Origin of the sequence: Halorussus marinus (assembly GCF_004521895.1) — an archaeon.
Lineage (GTDB): Archaea > Halobacteriota > Halobacteria > Halobacteriales > Haladaptataceae > Halorussus > Halorussus marinus.
The window spans coordinates 261640-276354 of sequence record NZ_SBIR01000003.1 but is presented as its reverse complement, the minus strand read 5'-3'; the positions used below and the strand labels follow the sequence as shown (position 1 = coordinate 276354).

The window sequence follows — 14715 nt, the reverse complement described above, 5'->3', positions numbered from 1 at the left end:
CCCGACGCCGGCCCCGCGGGCTCCCCGAATCGCAATCCCTTAGCGCTCGCGACGACTCCCTCCGGCTATGAGCACGATTCGGGTCGTGTGGGGAACCGCCACCGGCCCAACCGAGATGGCTTCCTATGACGCCGCGCTCGCGGACGCCAACGTCCACAACTACAACCTCGTGGCCGTCTCGTCGGTCGTCCCGGCGGACGCGGCGGTCGAGGCGGTCGGGACCGCCCCGGACCTCGGGCCCGCGGGCGAGCGACTCACGGTGGTCGAGGCCCGCGCGACCCGGGCGGGTCCCGGCGGCGTCACCGCGGGACTCGGCTGGACGACCGGCCCCGGCCCGGGGCTGTTCTACGAGGTCGCGGGCGAGGCCGACCCCGAGGACGTCCGCGAGCGCGTCGGGGCGGGGCTGGAAGCCGGCCGAGACCTCCGGGAGTGGACGTTCGACGACGAGCGGATCGAGACCGCGAGCGCCGACGCCGAGCCGGGAACGTACGCGACGGCGGTCGTACTCGCCGTCTACGGCGAGAGCGAGCCGATCTGTTGAATCTTCCGCGGTCGAGAGGTTTTATTAGGTGGGGCCCTAATGGACTGTCGTCAGATAGATGAACGGCAACACCCCCTACGCGGGTAGCCCCGGCGTGACGCAGGCCGGGCATCGCGCGAACACGGACGTCCCCGAACTCTCGGCCGAGCAGAAGGAGTCGCTTCGCACCAGCGTCGCCTCCATCGCCGCCCGAACGCGGGACTTCCTGCCCGACGAGTACGTCGTGGGCTCGCAGGTCTCGAACGACGGGAACGGCCCGCAGGCCCAGGTGGCGGTCCAGCCGCCGGTCGGCCACCCCGTCAGCGCCGGGTTCCAGCCCGACGCCGAGGACTTCGACGGCGACGACCTCGTTGCCCACGAGGAGACCGAAGTCGCCCGCGGCCTCGCCGCGAGCGCCGCTCTCCAGGTCAAGCAGGCCATGGGCGACGACATCACGCCGACGGCTCGATAGCCGGCCGCCGACTCACCCGCTTCGGTGGTCGAGTCGAAACCGACGGCTCGGCGACCGTGAGCGCCGACAGCACGACCTCCGCCCGAGCGAGAACCGAACGCCCCCGACGTGTTTTCAGAGCGTCATTCGGCTACCGGCGGGACCGTTCGGCGGTGAGCCACGGCTCGCACTTCAATGGCGGCCCCGTTTTTCGGCGTTCAAACCGTTTAAAGACGTAGTAGAAGTTCCCAGAACTCCAATAAACTGGATATATGCCGTTATTTTAAGACGCCACATTCGGGTGTTAATTCGGGTTATAAACAGTCCGGAATACGCGGTCTCGGGGGCCCGATCACTTCCCCCAGAAGGGGTCGCGCTTGCGCTGTTTGTCGAGGTACATCTGGAGCGCTTCGAGTTCGTCGCCCGGGATGTCCTCCGAGAGCTCCTGTTCGAGGATCTTGGCGTGTTTCTCGGGGATCTCGATCCAGAGCTCGTCGCCCTCCTCGATCTGGCGACCGACAGTCGGCCCGTCGATCGCGACGCTGACCCGGTTGCCGCTTCGGGCCTCGTCGACGTCGTCGCCCTGCTCTTGGATCCCCTTGAGCTCGCCGACGCGCGTGGGCTCGTTGCCCTCGAACATCGCGACGTGGCTGTTCTTCCGGATCGTGCCCGAGAGGATCTCGACGCCGACCACCGCGGGGTCGTTCTGGCGGAACGTGTGATCGGGCAGGATCTGGAAGCGCGCGGGCCGGGTGATGTTGTCGAGGACCGTCTCCTGCTGGGCGCGCTCGCGCTCCTCGACGTACTCCTCGTACTCCTCGATGAGCCGGTAGATCACGTCGCTCTCGAACAGCTTCACGTCCGACTCCTCGGCCTGCTCGGCCGCGTCGGTCAGCACGTCGACGTTGAACGCGAGGATGGTCTTGTGCTTGTCCTCGGCCGCGGTGGAGGCGACGCTGATGTCGCGGGGCGCGACATCGCCGACCTCCGCGCGCATGATCGGGATCTCGGCCTCCGCCATCGCGTTGGCGATGGCCTCCAGGCTCCCGAGGGTGTCGGCTTTCACGACCACGCCCTGCTCTTGGGTGGCGACCTCGATCTCGGAGAGTTCGGCCTCGACCTCGGCGATGACCTCGCCGATGTCCCGATCGCGGACCACCCGGACCGGCGCGCCGGCCATCGCATCGTCGAGTTCGGGCGCGGCGATCTTCACCCCGGCGGCGGCCGCGATCTCCTCGACTTTCTCGAACCGGTCTTCGGTCCGGATCTCGGCGAGCGGGCGCGGCTTGAGTAACGCGCGCACGTCGGTCACGATGGGTTCGTTCTTCCCGCCGACCACCACGGTCTCGTCCTCGCGCACGATGCCGTCGTACAGCACCACGTCGAGGGTCGTGCCGAACCCCTTCTCCTCTTTGACTTCGAGCACCGTGCCCGCGCCCGGGCCGGTCACGTCGATCGCCATGTCCTCTTTGAGATACCGCTGGGCCAGCCCCATCAGCACCGTCAGGAGGTCGGGGACGCCCTCGCCGGTCTCGGCGCTCACCGGAACCACGCCGATGTTGCCCCGGAAGTCCTGGACCCGCCAGTACATGTCCGCCGAGAATCCCTCGTCGCTGAGCTCGCCGATGATCTCGTAGAGCTTCTCGTCGAGGTCTCCCCGGACCCGGTCGCTCTGGTCGTCGTAGGTCTGCTGGACGGGGGTGTCCTCGTTCGGATTCCACCCCGGCGTCGTGTCGATCTTGTTCGCGGCGACCACGAACGGCGTCTGGGACTGCTTGAGGATGTTAATCGCTTCGAGCGTCTGGGGCTGGAAGCCGTCGTTGACGTCCACCACGAGGATGGCGATGTCGGCCAGCGCCCCGCCCCGCGAGCGCAGGGTCGTAAACGAGTGGTGGCCCGGCGTGTCGATGAAAAGCAGGCCGGGGAGGTCGAAGTCGGTGGGGTCGACGAGGCTCCCCGCGACCTTCGACACCACGTCGAGCGGGATGGCGGTCGCCCCGATGTGCTGGGTGATCGCGCCGGCCTCGCCCTCGATCACCGTCGAGCCGCGAATCTTATCAAGCAGGCTAGTCTTGCCGTGGTCGACGTGGCCCAGCACCGCGACGATAGGCGTTCGAAGTCCTTGCGCGTTCTCGCGCGCGTCGGTGTCAGACATGGATACCACCCGGAGAGAAGGTCTCTTACTGTGAAGGTACCGGGCGCGGCATTTAACTTTTGCGAGGCTCCCCGCTCGGCGCCCGATCCGACCGCGCCCCGGAAATCGAGCGGTTGCGCTCCCGACGGCGCTCGTTGGCCGGGGCGACGCTCCCCGCCCGCACCCCAAACAGTTTATGTGGGTGCGCTCAATAACTGGCGGGTATGCCCGAAATCCTCGCCGAAAACCTCTCGGGGAAAGCAGTCATGGGGTCGGACGGGACAGAGCTCGGCATGTTGTACAACATCACGATGGACCTGAAGACCGGCGAACTCGCCGATCTCCTCGTCGAGCCCGACGAGGAGCTCGACGCCGGCTCGGTAGCGTTCGACGCCGACGACCGGGGCCGCTTTCAGGTACCGGTCACGCGCGTGCAGGCAGTCAAAGACTACATCGTCGTCCAGCGGTAAATGAACGTTCTAGACTCCTCTACGTTTATCAACGAGTACCACACCGACGAGCAGACCGCGACCATCCCGATGGTCCGCGAGGAGCTCGAAGACGAGAGCGCCTATCGCTTCGACGCGATGGAGGGATCGGGGATGCACATCCACATTCCCAGAGACGACACCGTCGAGAAGGTCAGGCGGGCGTCCGGGGAGACCGGCGACCGCGAGGAGCTGTCGACCACCGACATCCGACTCATCGCGGCCGCGTTCGAGCTCGACGCGACGCTCGTGACCGACGACTACGCGATGCAGAACGTCGCCGAGCACATGGAGGTGGCGGTCGAGGTGATCGCCCGCGAGGGCATCTCCGAACAGCGCGACTGGCGGTTCCAGTGTCAGGGCTGTGGTCGGGAGTTCGACGAGAACAAAGACCGGTGTCCGATCTGCGGGAGCGAACTCTCGCGCAAGAACCCCTCGAACGCCTAACTCTCGGGATCGATCTCTTCGAGCCCGACCGCCACGAGCTGTTCGAGGACCTCCTGAGTCGTGAGGTCGTACTCGCGAGCCAGCGCCTCGACCCGCTTTGCGCGGTCCGGATCGAAGGTAATCGAGTAACTACGCTCCATCGCTTCTTCCAAATGTAGCTGTCGTTGTTAAAGCTACGTCAGACGCGAAGCCGACGCGGGGCGGACGCCGGCGAGCCCGCCGCCCTCACACCAGTCCCGTCTGGCCGGCGAGTTCGAGGTACAGCGCCCCGAACATCACCGCATCGTACGCGCCGTGGATGAAGATCGGAACGACGAGGTTCCCGGTTCGGCGGTACGCGACCCCGAGCACCAGCGACAGCACGAACACGACCGAGAGCGTCGCGAGGGTCGCGCCGACGTCGGGGCTGAGGTACGCGAGGACGTGGACGATCGCGAACACCACGCTCGCGGCCACCACCGCGCCCCGTTCGGAGAACGTCTCGTAGAAGGACTTCTGGACGATGTTGCGGTACAGCAGTTCCTCGCCCGGCCCGATGACGAGAAACGCCGTCGGGATCAGCCACAACAACAGCTCGTGGTTGCCCTGCCGTGCCGCGCGCTCGATGCTGTGGCTGGCGGTGGTGATGCCGAGCTGTCCGAACGCGACGGTCAGGAGGTACTGAAGCCCCAACAGGATCGCGACGCCGGCGAGCGCGTAGCCCGCGTCGGTTAGATCCGGCGCTCGAACGTCGACGTACGACCACTCGCGGTCGGTCGCCCCGAAGTAGACCAGCGCGACTGTGGCGGTACCGAGCCCGAGCGCGACCGAGCCGACGACGAGCTGTTGGAGCCGACCGATCTCGCCGGGGACGACCGCGGCCCACAGCGACACCGCGACGCTCGTCCACGCGCTGATCGCCACCAGTCCGGCGAACCCGAGCCCGAGACCGCGGGCGAACGACCCCATGGCGGCGCCGGTGCGGTCGGGAATCCCGCGAGCGTCGCCGTAGGCGGCGACCGCGCCGCCGACCCCGCCGATCAGTGCGAGCGCCACCCCGAGCGGCGAGGTCACGCCGGCCGCGACGCCGCCGACCGCGGTCGCGGCGTGGCCGACCACCGCGAGGCTGGCGACGCCCGCGAGCAGTCCGCCGGGGCCGGCGGCGAGCAGGCCGTGGCGCCGGAGCGAGAAGGCCGCGGTCACGGCCGCGCCGAGCCCGGCGAGGACGACGTTCTCGACCGGTCCGGCGCCCGCGGCGTCCCACGGCAGGCCTGCCGACGCGAGCGCGACGCCGCCGAGGGCGACTCCCGCCGTCGCGAACGAACGCTCTTCCATGCCTCGGGGGACGAACGGCCGAGCTAAAGGCCCTGCGTTTGCGGTCTACTCGACGAGCAGTCGGGTCTTTTCGGCGACGGCGTCGACCTCCTCGAAGTCGCCCCCGCCCAGCAGTCCCCGGGCGGCCCGCTTGCCCCACTCGACCGCCGGCTGTGTGAACGTCTCGATCGCCGCGAGCTCGCCGTAGAGGACGCAGGCGGCCTCCATTCCATAGAGGAGCTCGCCGAGCCCCCGCTCGTCGACCCGGTCGATCTCGAGCCGGACGCTGGGGCGGCCGGCCGCCGCGAGGCTCGCCTCGGTCGCCTCGAACTCGGCGTCGAGGAGCTCGCCGAGCGTCGAGCCCCCGAGGTACGAGAGCCCGTCGAGGTCGGTCTCGGGGATCGCCCGGTCGTCGCGATCGGCGGGCCGGACGAGCGTGACCAGCTTGTCGCGCGGGCCGGCCCGATAGAGCTGAAGCTGGGAGTGCTGGTCGGTCGCGCCGAGCGCGCGGGCCGGAGTCTGGCCCCGACCGTCCTTCCCGAGACTCTCGGCCCACAGCTGTGCGAACCACTCCGCGAACGTCTCCAGAGACTCGGCGTAGGGCATCATCGCGTTGACCGCCGCGCCCCGCTGTTCGAGCGCGTAGGTCGCCGCGCCGTACGCGTAGGCGGGCGAGTCGTACAGCGAGCCCGCGAGCCGGTCGGCCTCCTCGCTCGCGCCCGCGAGGATCGCGTCGAGGTCGTGACCCTGAATGGCCGCGCACGCGAGCCCCACGGTCGACAGCGCCGAGAATCGCCCGGGGACGCCTTCGGGCACGTCGAGCGCGGGCAGATCGTGCTTCGCGGCGAGCCGCCGGAGGTTCCCCTCCTCGCCCGTGGTGACGAAGGTCCGGTCGGTCCAGTCGACGCCGGCGTCGGCCATCGCCTCCCGGACGACGAGGAAGTTCGCGAGCGTCTCGGCGGTGGTGCCCGACCGCGAGACGACGTTGACCGCGGTGGCGTCGAGCGGGAGATCGTCGAGTAGCGCCGAGACGCGCTCGGGGTCGACGTTGTCGAGGAAGTACGCCTCGGTCTCGGCGTCGAGCGCGTCGGCGATCGTCGCCGCCCCGAGCGCGGAGCCGCCGATGCCGACGGTGAGCACCGCCTCGGCGTCCGCGAACGGCTCGACCGCCGCCCGGATCGCATCGGGGTCTGCGGTCTCGGGGAGGTTCAGCGCGGCGTAGCCGTGCTCGCGGTCCGCCCGCCCCGCCTCGATCCGCTCGTGGGCGTCCGCGACGCGGTCGTCGAGCTCATCGAGGGCTGTACGGGAGACGCCGGGGTCGGCGACGTCCGAGAGTGCGTTGCCGAGGTCTACGCGCATGGTGTCGTCCGAATCCGCGTCGGGCGCCGACAAAAAGTGCGGTGGTCCGGGCCCGCCGCCGGGCGGGTCGACCCATCGCACCGCTTTTGAGCCCGTCGTCCCAACGTCCGGACGAGATGGCCGACCAGCCCGACGTCGAGGCCGACGCCCGGCCCCGGACCGACGACTCCCGGAGCCTCATCAGGGGGTCGTTTCGGACCGCGTTCGCCGAGACCGACTCCCGACTGCTCCAGTCGTACGCGGTCGTCGCCGCACTGCTGTCGGCGCTGCTCGCGACGTTCGTCGTGCTCGCGCTCCCGGTGTGGATCTTCGCCACCGTGGGCGGCTCGGAGTTCGCCACCTTCTCGCGGGCCTTCCTGATCGTCGGGGGAGCCTTGCTCCTCGCGGTGCTGATCGGGCCCGTCCTCTCGACCGCCCGCAAGCACCGCCGCGGCACCGCGAGCGCCCGCGCCGACCTGCTGGCGGCGCTCGCCGGCTACCTGTTCGTCGCCTCGCTGTACGTCTCGCTTTTGATCTCCGCGCCGCCGGACGCCCGCGAGGCGCCGCCGGCGCTTCTCGCGCCCGCGGTGGAGTTCCTCTACGCACTCCCGGCCGTCTACGCGCTCGCGCCGCCGGCGCTCGGGATCGCGGCGATCCTCGCGGTCCACCGGCTCGCGCGGTAGCAAACGCAATCGGGAAAAGCGCGCGGCGCCTACCGACGCCCATGACCGACGAGTCCGAGAAGACGAGCACCTTCCTCGTCACTCACGCCGAGAACGAATCGGCGGTGCTGAAGGACGTCGAGGGCGGACAGGTCCACACCCTCTCGTCGAACCCCGGCGTCGAGGAGCGAGACGCCGTCGAGGCGACGGTCGCGCCCGACCCGCCGATGAACCTGACGTGGTCGGTGATCGAGGTCGACGAGCGGCGCCCGCTCGCGACCGAGCGGAGCGACGAGCCGCCGACGGTCCAAGAGCGCGAACTCGCGGACGCCCAGCCGGTCGGGGAGGTCGCCCGCGAGGAGCGGGCCGGGACCGGCGAGATTCACGTCCTGACCGTGCCGCCCGAGGACACCGAGAGCGCGGTCGAAGACGTCCTCGACGACGAAGCGACGCTCACGCGGGCCGCCCGGCTCGGGGTCTCGCGCGTCGAGGTCCGGTCGGAGGCGGGCGTGGTGAGCGTCCGCTACATGCCGTGAACAGACCGCGAGAATCTGTTTTTCGACCGCGAGAGCCACCGGTTCGCCGGCAGTGGTCCGGTCGAGTTGTTCGCCGCCGCCGTCGATCCGGGATGTCGAGCGAGTTCGATCCGAGACGGCCGAAAGGTGAAAGTTGATAGGAGGGGGTCGAATACCCGCCGCCATGTATCAGTGGCAGGCGACGTGGACCCCCGACGGCGACTCGACCGACGAGCGTCGGGTCGTGTTCGAAGCCGACTACGACCGACTCGCCGACGCCGACGTCGTCGCGAACGCGTATTCCGAGACCCGCCGCCAGAACGTCATCGACGCGTACGCGCTCACCAGATACTGGCGGCTCGCCGACCTCACGGGCACGTACGCCGCGATCGGCGACACGCTGGGCGAGACGGCGTACCCCGAACTCACGGCGTGGGTCGAACGCCGTCCCGAGGTCGTCGACGTGCGCCCGCGATCCGACGCCGTCGACGTGTTGCTCGACGCCGAGGAGAGCGGCCGTCGGCTCGAAGCGGAGCTTCGGGACCGCCTCGGCGCCGACGTTTCGGCTACCGTCGAACGCGCGACCACGCGCAAGCCGGGCACGAAAGGGACCGTCGGATCCGTCCCCCGGCTCCGACTCCGGACCGAGTTCCGCCTCGACGAGGCCGTCGAGAACCACGCGGTTGAGTAGCGGTCGGCGGCGATCCGGTCGTCGGAGAACGACTCACGACCGGGCCGAGGGTTGCGTCGCCACTCCGAGCGGGACGGAGATTGCGTCGCCACTCCGAGCGGGACGGAGATTGCGTCGCCACTCCGAGTGGGACGGGGCCGGGTCGGCGCGGGCGGGACACCCGATCTCGACGATCCCCGGACGCCGGGCTTACACCTCGTTCGGGCCGCCCTCGCTCTGGACCTGCCAGCCGCCGGCGATGTCGCAGGCCTCTCGCACCTCGTAGGTGATCTCGGTGTCCGGGCCGAACGTCTCGCCGCCTTCGATTCGCTCGACGCGAAGCGGCACGTCTAACGTGTTGCCACAACAGCCGACGCCGACGAACTCCTCCCAGACGTCGCCCTGCCTGACGCGGTCGGTCTTGGTCTTCCGGAGGAACCCTCGGAAGGAGGGCTTCTCGACCTGAAATCGGCCCCAGTCGCTCAGGTCCTCCGGGTAGGAGACGACCACCCGGTCGGCCGGCGAGAGGTCGCTGTGGCGGTCACGCAGGTCGGCCTCGGAGTCGGTCTCGGTTCCCATGCTCGGGACTACGCGCGCGAACGCTTTGAGCCTTGTTCCCGTGGGATACGTTGCGTGCCGTGAGCGGCGATAAGAACACTTATCCACGGCCGACCCACATTCCTCTCCCATATGGTAGCGTTCGAAGTGCCGGAGGTCGACTACACCCGGTACACGAACCGACAGCTCGCGGCGATCCCCCTCGCCCTGCTCGCCGTCGCGCTGTTGGTGCTCGCCGGGTGGTACGTCACCACCGGTGCGCCCGTACAGCTCGGCACCGAGTTCACCGGCGGTACCGAGCTCAGAGTCCAGACCGCGACGCCGTCCTCCGAACTCCCCGACCAGTTCGACGCCGACGTCGTGTCGGTCAGTCCGGTCCGGTCGGAGGCGAACACGTACATCGTCACGTTCCCGCCGGAGGCCGAGAACATCGCCGAGCAGGCGCGTTCTAACTTAGAGCCCACCCAGGCCTGCGCCCAGAACCCCGACTGCGACCCCGTCAAGTCGGTTCAGGGGACCTCCGCGAGCTTCGGGTCCTCGACCCAACAGCTCGCCCTCTACGGCCTCGGGCTCGCGTTCGCCGGGATGAGCGTGCTCGTGTTCCTGATGTTCCGGACGTTCGTCCCCTCGATCGCCGTCGTGCTCTCGGCGTTCAGCGACATCGTGATCCCGCTCGCGCTGATGAACCTCCTCGGGATCGAGCTCTCGCTGGGCACCGTCGCGGCCCTGCTGATGTTGATCGGGTACTCGGTCGACTCCGACATCCTGCTGAACAACCACATCATCCGCCGGTCGGGCGGCTTCTACGAGAGCACCTACCGAGCGATGCGGACCGGCGTGACGATGACGCTCACCTCGCTGTCGGCGATGGCGGTGATGGCGCTCGTCGCGTACCTGTTCGGCATCGATCTGCTGGCGTCGATCGGGCTCGTGCTCGTGCTCGGGCTCGCGACCGACCTGATGAACACCTACATGTTGAACCTGAGTCTGCTTCGCTGGTGGAAGTTCGAGGGGGTGGCCCGATGAACTGGCGCGACAACTGGCGGGTCATCCTGCTCGCGATCTTCATCGCGGTCAGCGTCTACGCGCTGGTCGCGCCCGGCGTCGGCGGTAGCGACGACGCCGCGACCAACGAGTCGCTGGTCGCGGAGGCCGGCGGCCCGACGAACCTCGCGTTCGGGCTCGAACTGTCGGGCGGGACCCGGATTCGGGCGCCCGTCGACGGCCAGACCGCCTACGAAGTCGACGTGCCCCGCGAGACCTCGCCCGGACAGATCGAGCGACGGGTGGCCGCGAACATCTCGGCGGCCGACGCCTCGGACGTGACCGTCCGGCTCGCCCAGTCGGCCAACGAGACGACGACGGTCGAACTCCTCGTGGGCAACGTCTCGACCGAGCGGTTCGGCTCGGCGCTCGATGCGGCGGGCTACGAGTACGACCGGATCCAGGCCGGCGTCACCGGCGCGACCCGTAACACCATCGTCCGGATCCTCCGCGACAAGATCTCCCAAGCCGGGCTCGCCGGCGGCCGGGTCCAGGAGGTCCAGACCGCCGACGGCGAGAACTTCGTCGTCATCGAGATGCCAAACGCCAACCAGAGTCAGGTCGAGGACCTCGTCACCGAGCGCGGGAAGGTCCAGGTCGTCGCCGGCTTCCCGGTTCAGGGCGACAACGGGACCGAGTACCGCCGAGTACCCCTGCTCACGCAGGGTGACTTCAGCCGGATCAGTTCGGCTCAGGACTCGGCTCGCCGGGGGCCCCACGTCCCGCTCACGCTGGAAGAAGACGCCGCCCGGAACTACTCGAACGCGATGAACGAGTTCGGGTTCACCGGCGAGGGCGTCGAGTCCTGTCGGTACCGCGACGACCCCGAGAACCCCGGCTACTGCCTGTACACCGTGGTCGACAACGAAACCGTCTACGCCGCGAGCATGGGCTCGGGTCTCGCCAGAACGATGCAGAGCGGCGAGTTCGTCCAGGACCCCGGATTCATCATGCAGACGACGAACATGTCCGAGGCCCGCGAGCTCCAGATCCACCTGAACGCGGGGTCGCTCCCGGCGGCGCTGAACCTCGACGACGGCACCTCGTACTTCCTCGCGCCCAGCCTCGCCGAGGAGTTCAAGCTCTACTCGCTGATCACCGGGCTGGTCGCGGTGCTCGCGGTCGCCCTCACCGTCTTCTTCCGGTACGGCGATCCGAAGGTCGCCGCGCCGATGCTGGTGACCGCGCTCTCGGAGGTCGTCATCCTGCTCGGGTTCGCGGCGGCGGTCCAGTTGCCGCTGGACCTGAGTCACATCGCGGGTTTCATCGCGGTCATCGGGACCGGGGTCGACGACCTCATCATCATCGCCGACGAGGTGATGGCCGAGGGCGACGTCAACTCCAACCGCGTCTTCCAGAGCCGGTTCCGGAAGGCGTTCTGGGTCATCGGCGCCGCGGCGGCGACCACCATCATCGCGATGAGCCCGCTCGCCGTGCTGTCGCTCGGCGACCTCCAGGGCTTCGCCATCGTGACCATCCTCGGCGTCCTCGTCGGGGTGTTGATCACGCGGCCGGCGTACGGCGACATCCTCCGGCGACTGATGACCGACACGTAAGAACGCCACCGCGCCTCCCGCCTCGTTATCAGCGCTGGTAATTGGTGTCAACTTATTTAATTCGCGTTTCGAACCAAAGGGTATGGACGCCATCTCGTCTCGGTTTTTCTCTTCGAATCGAACGCCCGCGATGATATCGGGTTCCGGGGTACTGTTCGTTCTCATCTTCGCTGCGGAGTGGGTGGTGTTCAAGGGAGTGAACGTGAACGCGTACCTCTCGACGGGGTTTCTCGTCAGCCTCTCGATCACCCTCCTGGCCAGTGCGGTGATTCTGTACGGCGGGTACTGGCTCCACCGGAGTGAACTCACTCCCGACCGGTATCCGCGCATCGAAACGTGGTTCTTCGGCGGGATGGGGTTCTACCTCGGCATAAACGCCCCGATAATGGCGGTCTGGTCGCCGGACTCCGCCCTGGTCCTGGCCGGGTGGGTGCGCTTTACGGTGACCGTCGGCGGCATCGGAGGCCTCCTCGTGGGCGTCGTGGAGGCCCGCTCCATCCAGCGCGAGCGCGCCGCCGAGCGTGCCACCGTCCGCGCCGAGCAGGCCGAGATGCACCACCAGCACCTCGATTACCTCAACAGCCTCCTCCGACACGAGGTGCTCAACACCGCCAACGTCATCACGGGCTACGCCTCGATGGTCCTCGACGACGCCGACCTCGACGACGACGCCCGCGAACGCCTCGAAACGATTCACCGGCAGGGCCGGGACATGACGGGCGTCATCCGGGACGTGAAGGTGCTGATAGCCGCGACTCGGGGCACCGTCGAGTTGCGAGACGAGAACCTCTCGGCGATAGTTCTCGCCGAGGTGGCGGACCTCCGAGCCACCGCCGAGTCGGTCGAAATCGAAGCGTCGGTCCCGGCCGACGTTCGCGTCGAGGCCGACGACCTCCTGCCCCGGGTGTTCTCGAACCTGCTCACGAACGCGGTCGAGCACAACGACAGCGAGACGCCGCGGGTCGAGGTTATCGTCGAGGAGTCGGCGGAGACGGTGACGGTCCGGGTCGCCGACAACGGCCCCGGAATCCCCGCCGACGAGCGCGACGCGCTGTTCGAGCGAAGCGACAACACCGGCGGCACCCACGGCCTCGGGCTCTACCTCGTTCGGACGCTGGTCGAGCGCTACGGCGGGACGGTCGAACTGGTCGAGACCGGTCCCGACGGGACCGCGTTCGCGGTCGAACTCCCCCTCTCGGACGACCGGGCCGAATCGACCGGCGGGGATCGGTTCGTCTCGGGCGACCGCGACCGGGTCTCTCCCGACCCCGCTTAGAACTCCGCCAGCCCCGACTGCTCGTGGGCCGCCAGCACGTCCTCGCAGGTCGACCAGCTCCGGCGCGCACATTCGGGCAGTTCGGCGTGCTCTGCGACGTAGCTCGCGAGGAACTCGCGGGTCGTCGGGTCGCTCGGGTAGCCCGATCCCACCTCGCCGTACTCGGCGGCGAGCTCCGCGACGTGGGCGTCGCGGGCCACCTTGGCGAGGACGCTCGCCGCGCCGACGACCGCGTGACGCTCGTCGGCGCCGTGTTCCGCGGTCAGATCGACGTCGGCGTCGACCCGGTCGGCGACCCGTCGGGCGAACCGTCGCTCGCTGGTGTCGCCCGCGTCGACGATCCCCGACGCGCCGTCGGCGGCGACCGCCGAGAGCGCCTCGGCCTGGGCCGCGACGGTCAGGGTGTTCATGTCGGTCTCGGGGTCGTCGATCCGGTCGGCCGGGACCTCCGCGACGCCGACGGCGACCCGGTCGTCGGCCCGGAGACCCGCCGCGAGCGCCTCGCGGCGGTCGGGCGCGATGCGCTTCGAGTCGTCCACGTCAGCGGGCAGGACCGCGGGGTCGGCGACCGCGACCGCGGCCGCGAACATCGACCCCAACACCGGACCCTTGCCCGCCTCGTCTACGCCGAACACGGACGAGCGAACGGAGTCCGAGTAGTTGTAGGTTGCTACTCCGAATCGACTGCTGGAACCCCGACGACCCGGCGGTCCGCTCGAAGCGCCGTCGACATCTGCCCGCTGTCCGATCGCGATGGGAGACGAATCAGACGCGACCGACTGCTCTGGCTCCGAATCGACCGACTACGGGAGCCGTCGGACGCCGACGCGTTCCCCTCGAGCGCCGGTCGGCAGTGCTCGACGGAGCGACGGTCGTCGAAAAACGGACCGTCGAGCGTCGCGGTTACTGCAGGCGCCCGAGCACCGCCAGCGCCGCCGCAAGTGCTACGAGCACGGCACCGCCACCGAAGCCGGGGACCCTGCTGGCGCCACCCGTCGTTCTGTCTGACGTGACGGTCGTCTCGTCGACCGTGGCGGACTCGACGGCGGGTCCCTCGATTGGCGGGGTCGTCATCGGTGAGTCGGCGGTCACGGACGCCTCGGCGGTCGTCGCATCGACCGCCGCCGACTCGGCGGTCGTCTTCGTCGGATCCGCTCGCTCGCTGTCGTCCGCCGGTACGTCGGCGTCGCCGGTCGACTGACTCCCGTCGGGGGAGCTATCGGCGTCGTTCCAGCCGCCGCCATTCGAACTGGATCCGCCGGTCTCGTCGGCCTCGACCGTGAGGTTCGCTCCGCTCGTCGCGGTGACCTCGTAGGACGCGCCGTTGGGGTCACCGAGCGCGTCGACCGACAGATTGAGCGCGCTCGTGCCGACGGTCCGAGCGCTAACGGTCACCGAGGCGATGACGCTCGGGTCGTCGCCCTCGACGGTCGCACCGACCGCGGCGACCGTCGCCTCCGAGCCGTTCGCTGTGATGGTGACGTCGCTTATCCGAGGGTCGCCGCTCGTTCGGGCGTCGGCTATCGCCCCGACGTCGGAGTCGGCGAGCACGAGCGTGAACTGATACGCGCCCACGGCGCCGTCGGCGCCCTCGACCACCACGTCGTAGGTGGTCGTCTCGCCGGCCTCGACGCCGTCGTCGGCCGCGACCAGCCCCACCGTCGTGGCGTCTGTCTGGGTCCTCGCGGCGGCGAAACCGGTGGACGTCGCCGCGACAACAACCAGGAAGGCCGCCAGCGTTGCGTAGTGTGGAGTCCTCATTT

At 69.0% G+C, this 14715-nt stretch carries 17 protein-coding genes; 10 read left to right on the top strand and 7 right to left on the bottom strand.

The features are described from left to right. The first annotated feature begins 67 nt into the window (after positions 1-67). Positions 68-541: a pyruvoyl-dependent arginine decarboxylase gene (locus EPL04_RS05550; protein WP_134670203.1), complete on the top strand. Its 474-nt coding sequence runs from the start codon at positions 68-70 to the stop codon at positions 539-541. A gap of 58 nt (positions 542-599) precedes the next feature. After that, entirely contained in the window at positions 600-992 is a 393-nt protein-coding gene (locus tag EPL04_RS05545; protein WP_134670201.1) for a DUF5811 family protein, read from the top strand. A gap of 331 nt (positions 993-1323) precedes the next feature. Here the strand turns inward: EPL04_RS05545 and infB are convergent, their stop codons facing one another. Continuing rightward, a complete protein-coding gene (infB, locus tag EPL04_RS05540; RefSeq protein WP_134670199.1) occupies positions 1324-3126 on the bottom strand; it encodes a translation initiation factor IF-2 in 1803 nt (600 codons plus the stop codon). Positions 3127-3329: 203 nt separating this feature from the next. Here infB and EPL04_RS05535 point away from each other — a divergent pair, with 203 nt between their 5' ends. Further along, positions 3330-3575 carry a PRC-barrel domain-containing protein gene (locus tag EPL04_RS05535; RefSeq protein WP_134670197.1) on the top strand — a complete coding sequence of 82 codons (246 nt, stop codon included), beginning with the start codon at positions 3330-3332 and terminating at the stop codon, positions 3573-3575. Further along, positions 3576-4040, top strand: a complete 465-nt coding sequence (locus tag EPL04_RS05530) for an NOB1 family endonuclease (RefSeq protein ID WP_134670195.1) — start codon at positions 3576-3578, stop codon at positions 4038-4040. On the opposite strand, the gene EPL04_RS05525 is transcribed toward EPL04_RS05530, so the two are convergent. The 3 genes from EPL04_RS05525 to EPL04_RS05515 all read right to left on the bottom strand — a co-directional run bounded on the left by EPL04_RS05525 (position 4037) and on the right by EPL04_RS05515 (position 6692). Then, complete coding sequence (locus EPL04_RS05525; RefSeq protein WP_134670193.1) at positions 4037-4180, bottom strand: CopG family transcriptional regulator; 144 nt, start codon at positions 4178-4180, stop codon at positions 4037-4039. The two genes, EPL04_RS05530 and EPL04_RS05525, sit on opposite strands and share 4 nt — an antisense overlap. A gap of 85 nt (positions 4181-4265) precedes the next feature. Further along, positions 4266-5354: a CPBP family intramembrane glutamic endopeptidase gene (locus EPL04_RS05520; RefSeq protein ID WP_134670191.1), complete on the bottom strand. Its 1089-nt coding sequence runs from the start codon at positions 5352-5354 to the stop codon at positions 4266-4268. 45 nt (positions 5355-5399) lie between these two features. Then, a complete protein-coding gene (locus EPL04_RS05515; RefSeq protein WP_134670189.1) occupies positions 5400-6692 on the bottom strand; it encodes a glucose-6-phosphate isomerase in 1293 nt (430 codons plus the stop codon). Positions 6693-6808: 116 nt separating this feature from the next. Here EPL04_RS05515 and EPL04_RS05510 point away from each other — a divergent pair, with 116 nt between their 5' ends. The 3 genes from EPL04_RS05510 to EPL04_RS05500 all read left to right on the top strand — a co-directional run bounded on the left by EPL04_RS05510 (position 6809) and on the right by EPL04_RS05500 (position 8539). Continuing rightward, entirely contained in the window at positions 6809-7354 is a 546-nt protein-coding gene (locus EPL04_RS05510; protein ID WP_209019574.1) for a hypothetical protein, read from the top strand. A gap of 41 nt (positions 7355-7395) precedes the next feature. After that, positions 7396-7869: a DUF5812 family protein gene (locus tag EPL04_RS05505; RefSeq protein ID WP_134670187.1), complete on the top strand. Its 474-nt coding sequence runs from the start codon at positions 7396-7398 to the stop codon at positions 7867-7869. A gap of 163 nt (positions 7870-8032) precedes the next feature. Continuing rightward, positions 8033-8539, top strand: coding sequence for a hypothetical protein (locus EPL04_RS05500; protein WP_134670185.1), 507 nt, complete (start codon positions 8033-8035; stop codon positions 8537-8539). Between the two features lie 189 nt (positions 8540-8728). Here EPL04_RS05500 and EPL04_RS05495 read toward each other — a convergent pair whose 3' ends face one another. Next, positions 8729-9097, bottom strand: a complete 369-nt coding sequence (locus EPL04_RS05495; protein ID WP_134670183.1) for a hypothetical protein — start codon at positions 9095-9097, stop codon at positions 8729-8731. Positions 9098-9208: 111 nt separating this feature from the next. On the opposite strand from EPL04_RS05495, the gene secF reads away from it, so the two are divergent. The 3 genes from secF to EPL04_RS05480 all read left to right on the top strand — a co-directional run bounded on the left by secF (position 9209) and on the right by EPL04_RS05480 (position 12952). Next, positions 9209-10102 carry a protein translocase subunit SecF gene (gene secF, locus EPL04_RS05490; protein WP_134670181.1) on the top strand — a complete coding sequence of 298 codons (894 nt, stop codon included), beginning with the start codon at positions 9209-9211 and terminating at the stop codon, positions 10100-10102. Next, positions 10099-11676, top strand: coding sequence for a preprotein translocase subunit SecD (locus EPL04_RS05485; protein ID WP_134670179.1), 1578 nt, complete (start codon positions 10099-10101; stop codon positions 11674-11676). Before secF ends, EPL04_RS05485 begins: the two co-directional genes overlap by 4 nt. 130 nt (positions 11677-11806) lie before the next feature. Beyond that, positions 11807-12952, top strand: a complete 1146-nt coding sequence (locus EPL04_RS05480; protein ID WP_167599427.1) for a sensor histidine kinase — start codon at positions 11807-11809, stop codon at positions 12950-12952. Here EPL04_RS05480 and rnhB read toward each other — a convergent pair. Next, complete coding sequence (gene rnhB / locus EPL04_RS05475; protein ID WP_134670176.1) at positions 12949-13587, bottom strand: ribonuclease HII; 639 nt, start codon at positions 13585-13587, stop codon at positions 12949-12951. The two genes, EPL04_RS05480 and rnhB, sit on opposite strands and share 4 nt — an antisense overlap. A 268-nt stretch (positions 13588-13855) precedes the next feature. Further along, entirely contained in the window at positions 13856-14713 is an 858-nt protein-coding gene (locus EPL04_RS05470; RefSeq protein WP_134670174.1) for a hypothetical protein, read from the bottom strand. Positions 14714-14715: the final 2 nt, after the last annotated feature.